This is a genomic window from Natrinema gari JCM 14663, from assembly GCF_000337175.1.
Taxonomy (GTDB): domain Archaea; phylum Halobacteriota; class Halobacteria; order Halobacteriales; family Natrialbaceae; genus Natrinema; species Natrinema gari.
Genome location: NZ_AOIJ01000049.1, coordinates 39,572 through 56,740 on the forward strand (window position 1 = coordinate 39,572; position 17,169 = coordinate 56,740).

A 17,169-nucleotide genomic window follows, 5' to 3' on the forward strand; every position below is an offset into this window, starting at 1 on the left:
TCTAGTCGGTCGTCGATTCCGAGAGCCTGAATTCGAACTCCAGCGTCCCGTCCGTTTTGACGTTCACGCCTCCGAGTCGGTCCGAGAGTTGCGCTCGCGCCTGCGAACTCGGTTCGACCGTGACGGAGACGCTGTTGCTGTTGGCGTTGTACGTGATATTGCCGACCGTGACGGCGAACTCGAAGAGTTCCGGCACGTCCTCCCTGACCCGGGTTCGCACGTCGTCGACCTCCGACCGAACGTCGGACATCTCCTCGTTTAACGTGCTCATTAACACTGCTAGCACTCCCCACAATATAACCATGGAGCCTGTTTGTGACGAGTCCCGAGCGTCGCAACGAGGGTCGCGTACGCCGGCGAACGTCGCGGGCGTCTGTTGTGTTCGGGAGGACAATGTCGGTTCGAGGGGCGACCGCGGTCCGGTGGTCGGGACGCGACAAGCGAGCGAGGGCGTCGGCGTCCCGCGTATATACGGCCCTCTATATCTGGGTCAGCATCCTATCCGAACACGGACCGACCATCTAGTCGACGAACACCATCCAGACCCATGACACCGTACGAATTCACCTGTCCCGACTGTCATCGGGAGATTCCGGTGACCGATCCGATGCGCGAGGCGACGCTAGCGAACGGCTGTCCGGTTTGCGGGCGGGCGGTAGCCGAAGACAACTTTGGGACCGGGTCCCGTTGTTAGGACGGACACCACGCGGTTCCGTACTCGCCGTTCGAACACTCACCGTTCTTCCGTCGCTCACCGCTCGGACACCCGTTCGCGTGGAGCGAAGCGGAGGTGAGTGCACGTTGAAGTCGTTGTATTGATGAGTGATACTAACAGACGGCTGAGTATGTCTCACATTGTGGTGACGGTCGCATGACCGTACAGCGATCGGTAGAACGGATCGGCGCGGTGACGAGCAAGTACTTCCTCGTCTGGGTCCTGGTCGTCTCCCCGCTGGCACTGTACTCGCCCGAGACGTTCACCTGGATCGAACCCTATATCACGCCGCTGCTGGGCATCATCATGCTCGGGATGGGGCTGACGCTGACTCCCGATGACTTCCGTCGCATCCTCGAGCGTCCGCGGGATGTATTCATCGGGGCACTGGGGCAGTGGATTCTGATGCCGACGATCGCCTACGCCCTCGTCGCCGTGCTGGAGTTGCCGGCGGAGATCGGTCTCGGATTGATCCTCGTCGGCGCAGCGCCGGGCGGAACCGCGTCGAACGTGATGACCTATCTCGGTCGCGGCGATGTCGCGCTCTCGGTGTCGATCACGTCGGTGACGACGATCGCCGCGCCGCTCGTGATGCCGGCGTGGATCGTCCTGCTCGCGGGTGAGTCGATTACCGTCACGTTCGGCGCGATGGCGACCTCGATCGGACAGGTCGTTTTGCTCCCGGTCGTCGCCGGTCTCGTCGTGCGCCATCTGCTCGACGCGTACGCGCCGGCGGTCGCGCAGGCGGGGCTGTCGATCTTTCCTGCGATCAGCGTGATCGCGATCGTCGCCATCGTCGCGGCCGTTGTGGGACTCAGCGTCGAGACGATTCTCGGCGCGAGCGCCCTCGTCTTCCTCGCAGTCGTCGTCCACAACGGGCTCGGTCTGGGGGCTGGCTACGCCGTCGGGCACGCGGCGAACATGGCCGAAGACCGGGCACGGGCGTGTGCGTTCGAGGTCGGCCTCCAGAACAGCGGGCTCGCCGTCGCGCTGGCGACGACCTATTTCAGTCCGAGCGCCGCGCTGATCCCGGCGCTCTTTAGCGTCTGGCACAACGTTTCCGGGCCGGCGCTCGCGACCCTGTTTACTCAACTCGACGGCGACGCGCCCGCTGGGGACGAGGAACCGGCCGTCGCCTCCGACTGACCCGCTCGAGAACGCGGACTCGACTGCCTCGCTTGCGAGCCGGCGGGTGACCGACCCGACCACGCAATTCCCTTATACTCATTCAATCACCTCTATGACAGCGTTTTACCGTGGAACAGTGTGGTACTGAATAGCATGTGCGACGTAACGTACGTCCGGAAAGCGTGTGCGTACATCACTCGCGGAACGGGCGAGCTACTGGTTTTCGAGGGGCCGGAACACGACGGGCTGCAGATCCCGAAGGGAACGCTCGAGACGGGCGAATCACCGCGGGACGCGCTGTTCAGGGAGGTCCGCGAGGAGAGCGGCCTCGGAACGTTGAACGGGACGCGACACCTGACGACGGATATCTGGACGCGCCGCGAGGAGCCACCAAAGCGGTACGTGCGCCACTTCTTCCACGCGACAGTGTACGAACCGCGCGACAACTGGAGTCACAGCGTCACTGACGGCGGCGAGGAACACGGTGCCGAGTTCGAGTTCCGCTGGCGGCAGCCGACGGCCGTCGAGGACGCCGAGTTCGCACTCGACCTCGACGAGTACGTCGGTCTGCTCCCGTCCGCACCCGATCCCGACGCGGTCGCGAGCGCTGCTGACTGACCGCGGTTGGCTCTCGCGACGTTCCGAACGGGCGGACGTGCCGGCGGGGTATCCTATTTCGAGAGCGCGCGCTCGACGGCCGCCGCTACGTCCATCGCTTTCTCGGCCAGGTCCTCGGCAACCAGTTCGTCGCCGACCGCGGCCTCGAGTTCGTCGGCGTCGACGATCTCCACTGTCCCATCGCTCCGCCGGATGACGTCGATATAGAGATCGACGTACCGCACGGTATCGGGGAAGAGTTCGATCGGCGTACAGACGTTGACGTAGGTCCCCTTCGGCGTGCCGTCGGCGGCCTTGTACGTCGTCGGATACCACCAGCGACCCTCGCGGAACTTCGTCACGGCCACGTCGCCCGCCTCCTTCGGCACGCCGAGCGCGTCGTAGCTGCCGCCGGCGCGCATGGAGCGCTCGAGGGTCACCTTCCCTTCGGGGTCCCAGTCGGTGACCTCGCCGCGGCCCAGCGAGACGAGTCGCCCGTCGGGTTTGCCGTGGCCGATCTCGAGGTGGTCGCCCCTGGTCGGGCCGAACTGACGAGCGACCGCGGCGAAGGGGAACGCGTCGCCCTCGACGCCGGTGTCGTCCCCGAGGGAGCCACAGACGGCCTCGGCGAAGTCGACCGCCGCGCTCGCGGCCCGATCGGCCGCCTTCGTCCGGTGGTGGCCCGGCATAGTCGCCGCCACCTGCCGTCGAGCGCCGTCCAGCGCGAATCGAGCGTCGCGGCCGAACCAGCACCACGCCGTCGTCCGGGGTGCGGCGAGCAGCCCAGGCTCGCCCGACTCGGCCGGTGTGTCGGCGAGGGCGTCCTCGAGCGCCCGCGCTCGCGTCGCCGCGGCCTCGAGGGCAGTGCCCATCGCCTCGAGATCCGCGTCGGCGGCGGCGCGTTGCCAGCGCAGGCCCCATCCGTCCGGAACGTCGGCGGACAGGAGGTCGGTCATGCCGACGAGTTCCTCCGCGCGGTCGCCGCCCATCGCCGCCAAGACGCCGGTCCGGTCCCGGGACAGGGTACAGAGCCCGCCTCCGACCTCGAGGGTCGGCCGCACGAGCGGGCGGTCGTCGTCCCACGGCGGTGCGGGCTCGTGAACCTGAACGCGATACCGGTCGCCGCCGTCGACGTACCCGTCGGCGTCGTCGTAGTTGAGGTAGCCACGGCGGCCGTCGCCGAGGTCGACGACCGCGCCGCTACCGCCGCTGGCCTCGAGCACCGCCGCGTCGAAGACCGCCCCGCGGGGTGTCTCGTCGTCCCAACGGAAGGTGTCGATGGCGAGTGCCGCGAGTTCGCCCGCGACCGTCTCGACCGCGTCTGGGTCGCCCGAGACCTCGACGCCCAGCCGATCGCGGGTCGTCTCGACCGAGACGGCAGCCGGCGCGGCGTCGAACGATTGCTCGAACCGCTCCCGGATCGGCTCGGAGGCCTGGACGACCTCGCAGCCGGCCTCGCTCAGGAGGTGGGTGACTGCCGTCGTGTAGATGCCGCGGACTCGAGCCGTCGTCATCGATCCCTCCCCGCGGGTGTACACGCCGGCCGTCGGTGCAGAGCCCGCTCGAGTGCGCCGCGTCCTCGTTCACGCATGGGACTCACCGCAGTGTTTCGCGGTCGGTCGCGAACCGAACGCGGTCGTTGATCGTCGGCCCGAGCGAGAGTTCGACGTAGTCCGCCTCCAAGATGCGACCGTCCTCGATGGGCACGCCCCACGTCTCGAATCGGAGCCAGCCGCGCATCTCGTCGGCGTGGGTCGTGATGTCGGCGTAGTCGACCTCGTGTTCGGGGTACGCCGCACTCGAATGTGCCAGCTCCATGTCGGAGTAGACGATATCGTGCTCGTCGAAGAAGGCCTCGAGCGCCGCTGCGTCCTCGGCGACGGCGTCGACGACCGCCTCGGAGGCGGCCCGGAGGTCGTCGGTCTCGAGGCCGACATCGCGAAGCGCCTGCTGAGTTCGCTGGTCGAAGTGCATGTCCGCCGGTTGGGCCGGGAGGCCTTTGATGATTCCGAGTCCGCGTCGAGTCCCGCAGTCGCCGTCCACGGCGGACGGCGTCTCGGGCAGGTCGATCAGCCGATCCGCGGTCGCGCGCTGTCGGCCGTCCGACCGAGACGTGCCATCCCGCTCGCGTCGCCGGTTGCCGAACCTATACCGGGCCAGCGGCTCTACACACGGCCATGCAGCGAAGGCGTGACCCGGTCGAACGAGCCGAGGAGCGACGCGCAGGCGGGTCGATGGACCTCTATGATATCTCCACGTGGGAACCGCGATCGATACCGGATCTACTCGCGTACACGCTTTACACCGCGGTCAGCTACGGGTTTCGGGCGATCGTCCTGTTGATCGCGGTCGCGATCACGCTCTCCCTGCTCGTCTCCCCCGCCGCGATCATTCTCGAGGACCCGTTCATCGGACTCTTCTTTGCGCTGTCCGTCGTCCCCGCGGGGCTGCTCGCAGCGTACATCTGGTACGCCGATATCACGACGAGCGAACCGCTCCCGTTGCTCGTCGCGACCTTTCTGCTCGGCGTGCTCTTCGCGACGTTCGCCGCCGTCGTCAACTCGCTCAGTCAAGCGGCGCTCGGCATCGGCAGCGGCGTCCTCTTTTTCTACCTGATCGTCGGTCCGATCGAGGAGACGGTCAAGCTGCTCGCCGTCCAGGTGTTCGCCTACCGAAGCACCAGCTTCAACGCGGTCATCGACGGGGCGGTCTACGGTGCCGTCGCGGGACTTGGCTTTGCGGCCATCGAGAACGCGATCTACATCGGCCGCGTCGTCGGCGAGGCCGATCCGGAGGCGGGCGTGTTCGTCACTGCCGGCGGCATCGCGACGGTGCGTGCGCTGGCCGGCCCCGGCCACGTCATCTATTCCGCGATCGCGGGCTACTACCTCGGGCTGGCGAAGTTCAACCGCGACTACTTCTGGCCGATCGTCCTCAAGGGACTGCTCGTCGCCGCCTTCGTCCACGGGACGTACAACGTCACGGTCGGCATCGTGCCCGACATCCTCACCGGGTTCCTCCCGCTGGGCTACGGACTGGCGTTCGTGAGCTACGTGGTGCTCTACGACCTCACGTTCGGCTACTATCTCTACCGCAAACTCGCTCGCTACCGCCGGACCTATCAGACGGTTACGAGCGACGCCGATGGCATGCGACCGGAACTGACCGAGTTCGAGCCGCCACAGCGCTGACCGGGCTCCCACGTCCCGTTCCGATCTCGACTCGAGGCCGATGCGGGGACGCCGATCCACCGGTCGGTGACGACTCACGAGCCGACCATCGCGATGGCGAGCCAGCCGTCAGTCGAAGCGGGTCTCGAGCAGCCGTTCGACGTACTTCGCGAGCACATCGACCTCGAGGTGGACCGGATCGCCGGGCTCCGTGTCGGCCAGCGTCGTCCGTTCGTAGGTCGTCGGAATGATGGCGACGGTGACCCGGCCGCGCTCCTCGTCCAGTTCCGCGACGGTCAGGCTGATCCCGTCGAGCGTGATCGAGCCCTTCTCGACGACGTACCGGTCGTACGTCGCGGGCAACTCGAACTCGAAGAACCAGTCTTCCGCGACCGATTCGACGTTCGTCACGGTGGCGACCGCGTCGACGTGGCCCTGCACGACGTGGCCGTCGAACCGGCCGTCGGCCGGCATCGCCCGCTCGAGGTTAACCGACGCACCCGTGTCGAGGTCGCCCAGATAGGTCCGCTCGACGGTCTCCGTCGCGAGGAATACCTCGAACCACTCGCCCTCGGCGAACTGCTCGACCGTGAGACACGCGCCGCTGACGCTGATACTCTGTCCGTGTGCGAGCCCCGTCGCGACCTCGTCGGCCCCGATCCGCAGCCGGAGGCCGTCATCGGCTCGCTCTCGAGCGACGATCTCGCCGGTCTCTTCGACGATCCCCGTGAACATATCCGAACCTGACGCGCGACGAGGCAAAGCCGTTCCGGGTCCGGTCTCGGCGTCGGCTCGCTCGCGGCCGACACGCCGCCGCGTTTTTAGCGATCGCCGCGCTATTTCGGTCCGATGGCCGGTATTATCGATACGATCAAACTCGCGGGCACCCTCGTTCTCGCGCTTCCCGCGGCGATCGCCGGACTCGAACTCGCGCTCGTTCGCGGGCAGACGGCGTTCGGCGTGGCGCTCGTCGCCCTCGCGATCGGACTCGTCGTTATCCAGCACACACTGACCATGCCCACCGACGTTCCCGAACTCCTGGCAAAACGGGTCGTCGGCACGGTCGCGAAAGAGCCGGAGTCAGAGCCGGACGACGACGGATAGCGCCGTTAGTCGAGCAATGCGGTCGGCTCGAGCGATTGCGACGGCGCGGCGAGCCAGTCGGGGCGTTCGCCGGCCTCGTGGACCGCCAGTACGTCGGCGATCCGGACCCGAACGTTCGCGTCGACCTGCCCGGCCACGTCGAGTCGCACCACGGTCCCGGGGCCGACATCGCTGCCGCCCGCGAGCGGCCGCTCGCGGGGCTCGAGCCCGACGCCCGAGACGTCGGTCTCGATCGCATCACCTTCGGCGAAGCCGAACGAGCGGACCTCCGCCTCGAGATCGGCCGCGACGGCGGTCACCGACTCCGTCCCGGCGGTCAGCATCGATCGCGCCGACCGGAACGACTGGGTGACCGCGACGTGGACCCGCCGTTCGCGGCCGCCGTCGCTGTCGACGACGAGCGTCCGAACGAGGCCGCCGTAGTAGCCCGCTGGGTCGCGAGGGGCGGCCTCGAGAACGATTGGCTCGCCCGGTTGGAGGGGGGCATCCGTCCCTGCATCGGACCCAGGATCGACAGCGGTGTTACCGGCCGGAAACGCACCCGAACCGACGATCGCCTCGTCGATGGCGGTCCGAAGCCGGGCGGGCGTCAGCGGCTCGCTCCCGGTTCCGTCCCCATCGGCAATCACGAGCCGTCCGTCGACGACCGTCGCGTCGGCGAGCAGCGACGCCGCTCTCCGAATCCCGGCACTCGCCGCCCGCTGGGCGGCCGCGATCCGCGCCCGTTCGCCGTCCGTCTTCGTCGCTCGCGCCCGCTCGAGGGCGTCCGTCGACGCGAGGTCGAACCCCGCTCCTTCGAGATAGAGCGCGGCGTCGTGTGGGACCCGCGGCGGGGTCAACACCGTGCCCTCGAGTCCGCGGTCGGCGAGTGCCGATGCGAGTCGCTCGGCGGGGTGCCCGCTCGCGTCGTTGGCCGCCGAGCGGACGAGCCACTCGTTTTCGACCCCGTCGTACGCGATCGCGGTGGGGCCGCTCGTCGGTGTCGGGAGAGCGTATCGAATCCCCGGATCGCGGTCGGCCCCGGCGTGGACGAACGCGATCGCATCGCGGTCCGCGAGGGCGGCCGACACGACGCCGGCTGCGCGATCGCGTCGCTCACGCGCGGCCGGTCCATCGCCGGACCGGTCGATATCGACGCCGTTCACACCAGTCACGGCGCTTCGGCTTCGGGCTCGACCTCGTCTGCATCCGCGTCGGGGACGGGTTCCTGGGCCTGCTCGATCAGTTCCTCGAGCGTCGAGTCGGTCAACTGGTTCCTGAGCAGGACATCGATCGGCAGCGTCGGCGCACCGTCAACGAGGTTCTCGAGCAAGACGAGTCGTTCGCGCGCCCGGGACATGCCGACGTAGAACACCCGGCGTTCGTTGTCGGTCAACACCGGCACCGGCGAGGTGGTCTTGGTGAACTCCTCGCAGCCGGGAACGTCCTCGGGGTCGTCGACGGTAGCGACCATCTGCTCGACGACCTTCTCGGTGAGATCCGTCCCGACGAGGACGTGGTCGGCTTCGCGACCCTTCGCGGAGTGGATCGTGCCGACGCGGACACGGTCGGTGTCCATCCCCTGATACTCGCCGATGGCGAAGTACGACCGGACGCTTTTCTTCTGGAAATTGGTGACCTTCCGAAGCATGTCGGCCGCCGAATCGGGGCCGGGCATGAACGGGGCGTGGTCCTCGACGACCTCGGCGGGGACCATGAGGTCCTCGAGGTCCTCGATGCCCGCGTCCTCCTGCCGCTCGTCGATCTCGTCGAAGAGGTCGTCGCGTTCCTGGGTCCCGAAGGCCGACTCCTGAAGCATGTCGGCGAGTCGGCGGGCCTGCAGGCCGGTGACGTCATCGCCGGCGTCGATGGCCTCGACCGCGCGGACGTACTGCGTGAGTCGGTCGGTCCACATCCGCTGGTCGGTCAGCGACGTGAACGGAACGCCCTCGGTGATGAACTCGTCGATGAACTGGAACATCTGGTATCGGGCCCGGAACAACACCATCACGGTGCCGTCGCCCTCGACGAGGGTACGCCGGACCATCCGGACCACGTCCAGCATCGATCCGTTCGTACGAGCCTCGACGGAGCCGCCTTCGGTGCGGGGCTTGAGGTCCTTGTCCTGCCGCTGGTCGATGTGGCGGATTTCCTTGTTGACCGCGTTGAGGACGTTCGACGGAAGTCGATAGGAGTTCGGCAGGATGATATCCTCGTCGACTTCCTCGTCGAGGAGCAGCGCCGGGTCGGCACCTTGCCAGGAGTAGACGACCTGGTCGTCGTCGCCGGCGATCAGGACCTGCTCCATGTGGGGTTTCCACTCCTCGTAGACGTCGTACTGGAGCGTGGTGATGTCCTGAAACTCGTCGATCACCAGGTAGTCGACGTTCGGGAGCAGCGAGCGCTGTTCGACCCGCTCGAGCATGTCCGCGAAGCCGATCTTGCCGTGCTCGCCCTTGTAGGAACGCCACGCACGGATGGCTTCGGGGACATCGATCCGGTCGTCGTCGCTGGGCCAGGTCGGCGTGTACTTGTTGCCTTCCTGGGCGTTAGGGTCGATTTCCGGCGGGAGACGGACCTCCTCTTCGTCCCACTGGAAGGGAACGTCGTACCAGTCCGACACATCGCGGCTGGTCCGCTGAAGCCACTGGCTCGTCGCGATGACCTTGTTACCGATGGTCGTCGATCGGGCGGTTCGGCGGCCAGCACCCGAGTACTCGTCCTCGTACTCGATGCCGTACTCCTCGCAGAACTCCTCTTTGTCCGACTCGCCGATGACGTCGCTACGAGAGAGATCAAGCAGTTCGTAGGCCTTCGCGTGCATCGTACAGACGTTGCCCTGCAACGCACGCGGGCTTTCGTCGAGTCGTTCGGCGAGGCGTTCCCGCACCTCCTGGGCCGCCGCTCGCGTATACGAGACGACGAGAATATCCCGAAAGGTGACGCCGTCCTGCTCGAGGATTTCCTCGACGTGATCCAGGAGGGCAGTCGTCTTGCCGCTTCCCGGACCACCGAACAGGCGGGTAACCGTCGTGTCCGTCGTAGTCATTGTAGCTGAACAGGAGCGCGACACCCATAAGTGACGTGGGTTTTCGTCGACAGAAACCAGTGGTCAGGGATCGCGTGGAGAGCGGGCGTCTCTGATGTTTGCGCCGTCGCGAATCTTGTCCTGGCAGTCCGGACAGACGCGTGGTTCGTCGACATCGCGGGGGGTAAAGACCCGAGCGTACGCGTCCGTCACGAACGCGCCGCAGTTCTGGCATTCCGGCATCGTTCTTCTCAGTCGGATATGGTCAGTAATGCATTATAATTGTGTCGGATCAAGAACGATAATACCCGCTCGAGGGCACTGAAAAATCGTCCAACGCGGAACGGAAAACGGGTTTTCGGCGGCCGAGAGGAGCGTGGTCGGTGCCAGTCAGGGCGCTGGCTCCCACCCGCAGACGGTACAGGAACTGGCCGACGTGTCGTGGAGACCGCCGCAATCGGGGCACTGCTTCTTGTTATACTCCTGCTCCCACCCTACTCGTTCGACCGAGTGACCGCGATCGGACAGGAATTGATCGATGACGTCGTCACCGGCATCCGTGGGTGAGGTTGCCATATGTATGGCAACACGGACCACAGTATTAAATCGTTGGGTCGGTGAAGATCCTGCCTCCTTTCCGCACTCACGTGTCGGTCCGACGGCCACGGAACCGTTCTGCCGCCGTGTTGCCCCGGCGAGCCCGTCCGCCGGCGGTTCGACCCGCGGACTTTTCTCGCTCTCGCGCAAACGGGACGGTATGAGCGACCTGCGCCTGAACGCGACCCAACTCGACCGCTACTCGAGACACGTCATCATGGACGAGATCGGGCCGGACGGCCAGCAACGGCTGCTCGAGAGCGCCGTCCTGGTTGTTGGCGCGGGTGGCCTCGGCTCGCCAGCGATCCAGTATCTCGCCGCGGCCGGCGTCGGTCGACTGGGAATCGTCGACGACGACGTCGTGGAGCGTTCGAACCTGCAACGACAGATCGTTCACGGCGACGCCGATGTCGGCCGGCCGAAAGTCGAGAGCGCGGCCGACTACGTCGCGACCCTGAACCCGGACATCGATGTCGACACACACGAAACCCGTGTTACGGCCGCTACCGTCGACGACCTCGTCGCCGAGTACGATATCGTCCTCGACGCCAGCGACAACTTCGCCACCCGCTACCTGCTCAACGACCACTGCGTCCTCACCGAAACGCCGCTATTCCACGGCGCGATCTACCGCTTCGAGGGACAACTGACTTCGTTTACGAACGAGCGCGGTGGTGACGAGCCACGGCCGTGTTACCGGTGTCTCTTCCCCGAAGCGCCCGAGCCCGGCACCGTCCCCGACTGCGCGACGACGGGCGTGCTTGGCGTCCTCCCCGGCACCGTCGGCTGTATCCAGGCCACGGAGGCAGTCAAGTACCTGCTCGGGAAAGGCGACCTGCTCGAGGGGCGACTCCTCATGTACGACGCGATGGACATGACCTTCGAAGAGGTTCCCATACGGCCGAATCCGGCGTGTCCGGTGTGTGGTGACGACCCCGAGATCGAGTCGGTCTCGGACGTGACCTACGAGGGGACCTGCGAGATCGCGGCCGACTGACCGACGGCGGGACGATCGGTCCGAAACGCCGCCGATTACGCGGCGCTTCCGTGCCGACGGCGGTGATCGAGATAGGCACCCGACGAGATCCAAAGGGCGATCAAGAAGGCGTAGACGCCGACCCCCGACGGGTTCGTCGACTGGACGACCCGTGCCGCTACGTACGCGACCGCGTAGGTCCCGAGCGGCGCACCGACGTACACCCGGTAGTTGGGCATCCAGCCTCGGCCCGCCTCGACGTGGGTGATGGCGTCCTTGAACAGCGCAACGGTGACGGAAACGGCGAACGGAACCAGTGCGAACAGCGACAGCAGCGCGACCAAGAGCCCGACATCACTGTCCGGACTTACGCCGAACACGTACAGTAACACCACTGGCGCGAAGACGACATACGCGGCGATCAGCCACCACCAGCGGGACCCGTTGCCGTCCGCATTCGACCCTGCCCGCGACGCCTTGTCTCGAGCCCGATCGATCCGCGCGGCCAGCCAGTCCCCGACGGCCGCGCCGATTCCGCCCGACAGGGCAAAGAACACGACGAGAACCGAGCCAACGACCGGGAACAGGGCAACGATGGCCACTCCCTGTATACCCCAGGACCATGCGAGTTCGAGCCCGGACGCGGCGTTCCAGCCGACTAGCGGCACGGAGCCGGCGACGCCGACGACGATTCCGGCCCGGCGGCTCACAGCCGGTCGCTTGCCGTAGCAAAGACTCTCGAGCAGCCCGACGTCGTCGTTCCCCGCCGATCGGTCGGCGTAGTGCAAACCGGCGAGCAGCCCGGCGGCGAGGACGGCGGTCACCGAAAACGACGTCGGCGCGGAGTCCCACGAGAGGGCGACGGTACACGGAATCGACGCGAGTCCGAGGAGGGCCGCCGTTCGAAACCGCTCGTCGGTCAGGTCCGAGAGGGTAACTCGAAGCAGGGGCATTGTTGTTTGTTTGTTGTCACTACCGAGTCAGTATTGAAAGCTGCACCGATCGGTGGCTCGAGCGCTCGCGGGCCAGCGGGGCTACTACGCTCGAGGTCTCTCCGGAAACGACCGCGATGGGAGCCGGCGGTCAACGGTCTGGGGGGACGTAGCGGCCCCTCGAGCGGACGACAGCATGCAGTTCCTGCGCGCCGGCGACGGCGAGACAGGAGACGAACGCGGTCGTGCCGAGTTTGCCACCAGCGCCGGCGAGTGCAGGCGAGACAGCGAGAAAAACGACGCCACAGAGGAGCCCAGCACCCGCGACGTGCCCTGTGCTTGCTAACCGCTCGCCGCTCGACATCCCGACGAACGACGCGCAGAATGCGACTGTGGCCAGCGTCGCCCCCAGTTCCGGGAGAAGCGACGGAAACGCGACGCCGGCGACGACCCCGACCGTCGCGGAGGCGACGACCGAACTCATCCCGCCGTGGGTGCGGAGTACGATCGTCGCGACCGCAGCGACGACGGCGACGGCGACGATCACCGGGGCGAGCCGCCACGCGAGCGATCCTCCGCTGGCGTAGTCGACGTCAGTCAGCGATGCCGTCGCGATGCAGCCGAAAAGCGCGATCGTCCCGTACTTTCCGCCGAAGCCGCCGAACGATTCCGCCGTCGCGACGAACGCGAGGCCGGCGAGTAGCCCCGCCAGCGCGACCCACTCGAGCGACGGGAACAGCGCCGGCGAGGCCATGCCGACGAACGAGCCACAGTAGGCCGCGCCGTCGACGTGCCGAGCCGTGAGGCCGACCGTCAGCCCGACGACCGCGGAAGCCAGTATCGGGCCGAGGCCGACCGAAACGCTCAGCCAATACGTGCCGACCGCAGCGGCGGCGACCGCAAGCGCGTCGACGGCGTCCGTCCGATCGAAGCCGACTGCCTCGAACTCCCGGAGACGCCTGCGTTCCGTCGCAGCGACGACGGTCCCCGCGAGAACGACCCCGAACTGGACGCTCATCAGCCCGGACGGGAGATCGGACGGCGCACGAACGGCACCGAGGAGCAACACGGCGGGCGTCACCAGCAACGCGAGATAGCCGGTAAGCTGAACCGAACCGTACACACCCGAACTCGTCCGAGGGGGACCGAGAATATTTCGATTCGAAATCGGAGCTAGCCGCTCGATCGGAGTGCTGACAGCGGCGCGAGCAGCGACTGAGACGACGGCTGCGGTCACAGCGCCCGTCCACGGTCACCGCTACGATCGGATCAACTCCGCAACAACCCGCCGTCGATCGGAATCTCGGTCCCGGTAACGAAACTCGCGTGCGGACTCGAGAGGAAGGCAACGACGTCGCCGACCTCTCGGGGGTCGCCGATGCGGTCCATCGGAATGTCGTCGGCCATCGCCGTCAGTCCCTCCTCGTAGTCGTCGTAGGTCCCGCGCTCGACGCCAGCCTCGATGAGTTCCTCGATTCGGGGCGTCTCGATCGTCCCCGGAAGGACGGTGTTGGCTCGGATTTCAGGCGCGAACTCGCGCGAAACCGTCTTGACGAGACCGATCACGCACCGGCGCACGGCGTTCGAGAGGAGCAGGCCGTCAGCGACTTCCCGAACGGTGCGAGAGGTGATACAGGTGACCGTCCCCGACTCCGAGTCGAGTAGGTGCTCGTAACTCTCCTCGAGCGTCCAGACGACGCTCATTACCAGCAGGTCGTAGGCCCGGTACCAGTCCCGTTCGTCGGTCTCGAGGAACGTGGTACTCGGCGGGCCGCCCGAGGAGGTGACCAGGTGGTCGAGTCCGCCGAACGCGTCGACGGTTGCGCTAACGAGATGGGAGACATCGTCTGGGTCTGTGAGGTCGGTTTGGACGGCGAGCACGTCGCCCGTCGCCGTCGCTTCGAGGGCATCGCGGGCGTCCGCGAGTCGCGTCGCATCGCGGCCACAGATCGCGACGTTCGCGCCCTCCTCGGCGAGGGCCTGTGCGCTCGCGAACCCGAGGCCGCTCGAGGAGGCAGTGACCAGTGCGCTGGTACCGGCGAGTTCGAGGTCCATACTCGGAGCGACGGTGGCGGCCTACAAATCACTCGGGGAACCGGAGCGCGATCCAGGTCGGATCGCCGATCGACTCTCGCCGTCGTAGTCGTCGTGGGGCCGTTCGAAATCGCGTTGGACTGACGTCGTCTTCCGGGTGTGCCCTGCTCAGTCCTGATGTCGAACCCGAACGATGCCCGCCGAGGTCACGCCGACGATCAGCGGCGTCGACACCTGTCGGCCGGTGACCGCCGATCCCGCGGCGTCGCTGACGATCTTCATCAGGTCCGGCGCGGTGTGATCGACCTTGACTCCCGCCTCGTCACAGGCGTCGTAGACCATCTGGGGAACGTCGTAGAGATCGGTGCCGGCCGGGACGCGAACCCGGACTGGTGCGCGCAGCGCCTCCGCGAACGCGACCGTCTCGCGGGCCTTCGAGACGTTCTCGCGAGCGCTGGATTCGATCGAGGAGACGTTCGCCCGCGAAGTACCGAGCGCGTCGGCAATATCGGCCTGGGAGACATCGCGCTCGCGCAAGGCGAGTACCTCCGCCTGGCGGTAGGTCAACACGCTCGTCTCCGGATCGAAGCCGATCTCTTCGAGGAGTGCCTCAACGTCGTCGATCACGGCGACCCGCCTCCCACGACTCCGCAGGCTCGCGTGTCCATAGCGAGAACTAGCTTTCGGCGGGATCAAAGCTTCCATGGTCTCGGCACTCTCGGTCCACGTCCTCGACGCGCAGCAACTCAGTCGGCCGACTGGCTCGGTGCGACGGACTCGGCGTCGGTCGGCGTCCCGATCACGGACCGGTGTACCCGTCGGCCCAGCGAACGTGCGAAGCGAACGGCGTTCGCGGGGCCGTCGTGGGGGCCGGGCGAGCGGTAAGAAACGATCAGCGTCCACATCGTCGCGACGCCGAGAGAGCCAAGCGCCGAGAACCGCATTCCCATCGTCGCATAGGTCAGCGCGTAGATCGCGCCGATCGTCATCGACGGGACGCTCGAGCCGAGGGGAACGTTCGCCGTCGCGTCGCGGACCGTCGGGGCGAGGAACACGATCGAGAGGACGCTACCGGCGAGGAATATCAGGTCTTGCCACATCGTGGCCGTTCTAACTTGGAGCCGAGTAAATACTTCTCGGTATCGGCTCGTCTCACGAGAGTGATCGGACCGCGACCTGGAGCGACCGGTCGGGGCGACGCGACGTCGTTCAGTACTCGAGGTCCCAGCGTTCCTCGTCGGTCGCGGCCAGTTCCGCCGCAACGCCGTCGGCGAGTCGATACTCGGTGCCCTCGCGAACGACGGTCCCCGCTCGCTCGAGGTGTTCCAGATGCGCGTAGGACTCGCCGGGCCCGTGGAGGACGTGAATCCCGTCGAGTTCGCCGAACAGATCGGCGCTGACCGTCCAGGTGTCGCAGGGTCCGTTCCGATCGAGGGCGTCGAGGACCCGCCAGGAGCGTTCCCTGTGGTGATCGATGATATGCTGGGCACGGTCGGCGGGATCGTCGATCGGATCGCGATGTCCCGGCCACGCACGGGCGTAGTCGGCGTCGACGATCCGCTGAAGCGCGCGGAGGTACTTGCCGAGCGGCCGCTCGACACGCACGTCCGCCCCGCCGACGTTGGGCGTGTAGACGGGCAACAACGCGTCGCCGGAGAAGACCACCCGTTCGCCGTCGCGGTCCGCCTCGAACATGCTGAGGCCGGCGGCGTGGCCGGATGTATGAACGACCTCGAGTTCGGTGTCACCGACCGAGAACGTGTCGCCGTCCTCGAACGCCGTCACGGTCGGCGTCTCGACCGTCGTCTCGCCGTCGGCCATGTACTCGAGCAGGGCCGCTTGCCGATCCTCGGGGATTCCCCACTCCGCGAAGGACTGCTTCTGGCGCTCGTCCATCGCATCCCAGGCGTCGTCGTCGCCGCCAACGAGCGGCGCGTCGGCGGCGTGCGCGAACACCTCGGCACCGCTTTCGGCCTGAATCTCGCCGGCCAGTCCGCAGTGGTCGTGGTGCCAGTGGGTCAGAAAGATCCGATCGATGTCGGCGAGCTCGAGACCGCGGTCGGATAGGGCTGCCTCGAGTTGTTCGCGGGTCGTCGCCATCCAGTCACCGGTATCGATCAGTACCGTCTCCGAACCGTCGTCGAAGAGGTAGGCGTTGTTATCGCCTTCGAACGCCGAATTCGAGAGCGGAATGCGTTCCATGCACCCACGTCTCACTGGAATCGAGAAAACGTTGTGTAAAGCGGCACGCTGGAAACCCGGGACGGTCCGTCACCGCCGAAAATGGTCGCAAGGGCGCGCGGGCTGTCCACTCGGGGGCCGCGTTACGAGCCCCAGAAATTATCCCGACTGCCGAGTCGCTCGCGCTCGGGGCCGTCGTCGCCGTCGTTCGATTGGTCTTCGGCGACGGCATCGCCGTCAGCGTTCGCGTCGGCGTCTCCGTCCGCCTCTTCACCGTCGTCGGGCTCCATCGGCAGGAGTTCCAGTTCCTCGGCGCGTGCGTGATTGCTGTGGACCCGCGTGATCTCGACTCGTGCACGGGCCTCCGGCAGGACGCCGTCGACCATGACGATAAAACCGTCCTCGGTGCGGCCGACGCCGGCCCCGCTCTCGTGCATGTCGACGACGTCAATGATGACTTCCTCGCCGGACTTGACCGGCTGTGTCTTGAGGTCCTCGATCGGCTGGCCGTAGTGGTTACACCACTCCTTGCCACCCCGATCACCGTAGTGCTGACAACCCATGCCCGAGATCCGTTCGGAGAACTCCGGGCAGTCGTCGGCGAGTGGACAGTCTGCCATGCTCGCCACTACCAGCGGTGGCGTTAAACCGTTTCCGTCTTGGGGATCGAGGCCACGATCGAACGAAACGGTGGTAGCAGACGGGGAGGAAGCGGACAGCAAATATAA

The 17,169-nt window shown here is 66.6% G+C and carries 21 protein-coding genes; 6 read left to right on the forward strand and 15 right to left on the reverse strand.

Annotation, left to right across the window (positions count from 1 at the left end):
* Position 1 precedes the first annotated feature (1 nt).
* Complete coding sequence (locus C486_RS08930; protein ID WP_049888301.1) at positions 2–271, reverse strand: hypothetical protein; 270 nt, start codon at positions 269–271, stop codon at positions 2–4.
* 276 nt (positions 272–547) lie between these two features.
* Here C486_RS08930 and C486_RS22280 point away from each other — a divergent pair, with 276 nt between their 5' ends.
* The 3 genes from C486_RS22280 to C486_RS08940 all read left to right on the forward strand — a co-directional run bounded on the left by C486_RS22280 (position 548) and on the right by C486_RS08940 (position 2,461).
* Positions 548–694 carry a DUF7560 family zinc ribbon protein gene (locus tag C486_RS22280; protein ID WP_014864673.1) on the forward strand — a complete coding sequence of 49 codons (147 nt, stop codon included), beginning with the start codon at positions 548–550 and terminating at the stop codon, positions 692–694.
* A 177-nt stretch (positions 695–871) separates the two neighbouring features.
* Positions 872–1,861, forward strand: coding sequence for a bile acid:sodium symporter family protein (locus tag C486_RS08935; RefSeq protein WP_008455330.1), 990 nt, complete (start codon positions 872–874; stop codon positions 1,859–1,861).
* Positions 1,862–1,996: 135 nt separating this feature from the next.
* Positions 1,997–2,461, forward strand: coding sequence for an NUDIX hydrolase (locus C486_RS08940; protein ID WP_008455331.1), 465 nt, complete (start codon positions 1,997–1,999; stop codon positions 2,459–2,461).
* Positions 2,462–2,514: 53 nt separating this feature from the next.
* Here the strand turns inward: C486_RS08940 and C486_RS08945 are convergent, their stop codons facing one another.
* Entirely contained in the window at positions 2,515–3,954 is a 1,440-nt protein-coding gene (locus C486_RS08945) for a DUF402 domain-containing protein (protein WP_049910326.1), read from the reverse strand.
* Positions 3,955–4,036: 82 nt separating this feature from the next.
* Positions 4,037–4,414, reverse strand: a complete 378-nt coding sequence (locus C486_RS08950; RefSeq protein ID WP_008455334.1) for a DUF7532 family protein — start codon at positions 4,412–4,414, stop codon at positions 4,037–4,039.
* A gap of 203 nt (positions 4,415–4,617) precedes the next feature.
* On the opposite strand from C486_RS08950, the gene C486_RS08955 reads away from it, so the two are divergent.
* Positions 4,618–5,631: a PrsW family intramembrane metalloprotease gene (locus C486_RS08955; protein WP_049910327.1), complete on the forward strand. Its 1,014-nt coding sequence runs from the start codon at positions 4,618–4,620 to the stop codon at positions 5,629–5,631.
* A gap of 108 nt (positions 5,632–5,739) precedes the next feature.
* On the opposite strand, the gene C486_RS08960 is transcribed toward C486_RS08955, so the two are convergent.
* Positions 5,740–6,345, reverse strand: coding sequence for a riboflavin synthase (locus C486_RS08960; RefSeq protein WP_008455338.1), 606 nt, complete (start codon positions 6,343–6,345; stop codon positions 5,740–5,742).
* A 114-nt stretch (positions 6,346–6,459) separates the two neighbouring features.
* Between C486_RS08960 and C486_RS08965 the strand changes: the two genes are divergently transcribed.
* Positions 6,460–6,714 (forward strand): DUF7533 family protein, encoded by a 255-nt coding sequence (locus tag C486_RS08965; RefSeq protein ID WP_008455340.1) that lies wholly within the window; start codon positions 6,460–6,462, stop codon positions 6,712–6,714.
* A gap of 5 nt (positions 6,715–6,719) precedes the next feature.
* Here C486_RS08965 and C486_RS08970 read toward each other — a convergent pair whose 3' ends face one another.
* From C486_RS08970 to C486_RS20160, 4 genes are all read right to left on the reverse strand, one after another.
* Positions 6,720–7,868 (reverse strand): M24 family metallopeptidase, encoded by a 1,149-nt coding sequence (locus C486_RS08970; RefSeq protein WP_049910328.1) that lies wholly within the window; start codon positions 7,866–7,868, stop codon positions 6,720–6,722.
* Complete coding sequence (locus tag C486_RS08975) at positions 7,865–9,742, reverse strand: UvrD-helicase domain-containing protein (protein ID WP_008455343.1); 1,878 nt, start codon at positions 9,740–9,742, stop codon at positions 7,865–7,867. Before C486_RS08975 ends, C486_RS08970 begins: the two co-directional genes overlap by 4 nt.
* A gap of 63 nt (positions 9,743–9,805) precedes the next feature.
* Positions 9,806–9,964, reverse strand: a complete 159-nt coding sequence (locus C486_RS21670; RefSeq protein WP_007110647.1) for a DUF7563 family protein — start codon at positions 9,962–9,964, stop codon at positions 9,806–9,808.
* Positions 9,965–10,111: 147 nt separating this feature from the next.
* Entirely contained in the window at positions 10,112–10,297 is a 186-nt protein-coding gene (locus C486_RS20160) for an HVO_0416 family zinc finger protein (RefSeq protein ID WP_081603398.1), read from the reverse strand.
* A gap of 181 nt (positions 10,298–10,478) precedes the next feature.
* Here C486_RS20160 and ubaA point away from each other — a divergent pair, with 181 nt between their 5' ends.
* Positions 10,479–11,315, forward strand: coding sequence for an SAMP-activating enzyme E1 (gene ubaA, locus C486_RS08980; RefSeq protein WP_008455347.1), 837 nt, complete (start codon positions 10,479–10,481; stop codon positions 11,313–11,315).
* A gap of 35 nt (positions 11,316–11,350) precedes the next feature.
* On the opposite strand, the gene C486_RS08985 is transcribed toward ubaA, so the two are convergent.
* From C486_RS08985 to C486_RS09015, 7 genes are all read right to left on the reverse strand, one after another.
* On the reverse strand, positions 11,351–12,247 hold the full coding sequence (locus C486_RS08985; RefSeq protein WP_008455348.1) for a transposase: 897 nt from the start codon (positions 12,245–12,247) through the stop codon (positions 11,351–11,353).
* A gap of 130 nt (positions 12,248–12,377) precedes the next feature.
* The gene (locus C486_RS08990; protein WP_008455350.1) at positions 12,378–13,349 is read right to left on the reverse strand and encodes a hypothetical protein; all 972 of its coding nucleotides are present in this window, start codon (positions 13,347–13,349) and stop codon (positions 12,378–12,380) included.
* A 146-nt stretch (positions 13,350–13,495) separates the two neighbouring features.
* Complete coding sequence (locus tag C486_RS08995; RefSeq protein ID WP_008455351.1) at positions 13,496–14,281, reverse strand: SDR family oxidoreductase; 786 nt, start codon at positions 14,279–14,281, stop codon at positions 13,496–13,498.
* Positions 14,282–14,428: 147 nt separating this feature from the next.
* Positions 14,429–14,887: a Tfx family DNA-binding protein gene (locus tag C486_RS09000; RefSeq protein WP_008455354.1), complete on the reverse strand. Its 459-nt coding sequence runs from the start codon at positions 14,885–14,887 to the stop codon at positions 14,429–14,431.
* Between the two features lie 119 nt (positions 14,888–15,006).
* On the reverse strand, positions 15,007–15,360 hold the full coding sequence (locus C486_RS09005) for a hypothetical protein (RefSeq protein ID WP_008455356.1): 354 nt from the start codon (positions 15,358–15,360) through the stop codon (positions 15,007–15,009).
* A 109-nt stretch (positions 15,361–15,469) separates the two neighbouring features.
* Positions 15,470–16,462: an MBL fold metallo-hydrolase gene (locus C486_RS09010; RefSeq protein ID WP_008455358.1), complete on the reverse strand. Its 993-nt coding sequence runs from the start codon at positions 16,460–16,462 to the stop codon at positions 15,470–15,472.
* Between the two features lie 122 nt (positions 16,463–16,584).
* Positions 16,585–17,061, reverse strand: coding sequence for a TRAM domain-containing protein (locus C486_RS09015; protein WP_008455359.1), 477 nt, complete (start codon positions 17,059–17,061; stop codon positions 16,585–16,587).
* Positions 17,062–17,169 lie beyond the last annotated feature (108 nt).